The following is a 1,149-nucleotide window of genomic DNA, read 5'->3' on the forward strand; positions in this document are numbered from 1 at the left end:
AACTTGCTTATCTATAAATATAATCTAAATATTTGCATATTTATTTTTTATTGGGTATTAAAAAGGACGACTCATACCAGTTACCCGGTTGAGACCTTCACATCTACTCTAAATTTAAACTGATCAAAGAAAAAAAGCTCTCCCGACCAATTAAGGAGATTAACTCACTTGCTGTCTTGAACAACGCATAATTAACCCTCCCCACCCAATGAGTAGGGGGTTTTCAAGCTGTATAGCTAGGACAAGTTAGATGTCTCCAGGCTGTGAGTCAGCTACTCCCCACGTTTCCCCGTTAACTTTATAATCACTGCCTCTCCACTGAAGTGTGTAGTCTCCAGAACGCATACCGTCTGAGAAGCCTTTATCAGTGCTTTTCCAGATAACTGTGTCGTGAGGAGCGATTACTAATGCATCAATATATAGCTTGTTTGATCTGTCGTGCGTTAAACTGACCTTTACTGGATGATCAGAGTGATTCTTCATACGAAGTTTAACATGCCCCCATCCCTTAGGGACAACAAAGGATTCCCCTACAGTTGCGCCTCCGCTCGATCTTTGATTAATTATGATGTTTTCGCTAGTTTTACTTGTTGAAGCTGAAGTAGCCCCTACCGTAATCGCCATACTTAACGACAAAACCGAGAATAGAAAAATTCTTTTCTTCATCATTTTCCCCTTCTATTTTTTTGAAATAGTCTATCTTAAAGAGACTACCGACTACAACCCGGTAGGTTCTTTCATATCTACCCTCAATTCAAACTGATTCCGCATATAATACGCTCCAGCAATCTTGACCGAATAAGGCGAAAACTTTTCTATAGTGCCACCATAGTCTATAATCGATATCAAACCTTCTCCCAACGACTGAACAACGTATACCTTTACCTGGCTTAAAGCAGCTGCAAATTGTTTGATATCTGACTTTAACACTTTATATGTATGGTTCATGCTGATCACCTCAAGTAGCTATTCGATGGATTGTGTAGAAATCCCTTCAATGTATAAATCCCCGCAGACCAATTTGAATTGACCCCAAAAAGTTAGACACAGACAGACTTAGGCTGCTACAGAGGACTGAATGCGGTATTCTACCGGCGACAGTCCTCTGAGCTTTTGTTTGGTTCTTCGATAGTTGTAGTAGTGAATATA

3 protein-coding genes are annotated in these 1,149 nt (G+C 39.9%); all 3 read right to left on the reverse strand.

Translation table 11 applies throughout. The features are described 5' to 3' along the window. Window positions 1-246: 246 nt before the first annotated feature. Window positions 247-666, reverse strand: coding sequence for a hypothetical protein (locus ACQQ6X_RS18855; RefSeq protein ID WP_142612761.1), 420 nt, complete (start codon window positions 664-666; stop codon window positions 247-249). A gap of 51 nt (window positions 667-717) precedes the next feature. Continuing rightward, window positions 718-948: a hypothetical protein gene (locus ACQQ6X_RS18860; protein WP_305166554.1), complete on the reverse strand. Its 231-nt coding sequence runs from the start codon at window positions 946-948 to the stop codon at window positions 718-720. A gap of 108 nt (window positions 949-1,056) precedes the next feature. Further along, window positions 1,057-1,149: IS3 family transposase (locus ACQQ6X_RS18865; protein WP_305165070.1), on the reverse strand; the 93-nt coding region annotated here is incomplete at its 5' end.

It is taken from the genome of Paenibacillus ottowii (assembly GCF_050516475.1).
GTDB classification, from domain to species: domain Bacteria; phylum Bacillota; class Bacilli; order Paenibacillales; family Paenibacillaceae; genus Paenibacillus; species Paenibacillus ottowii.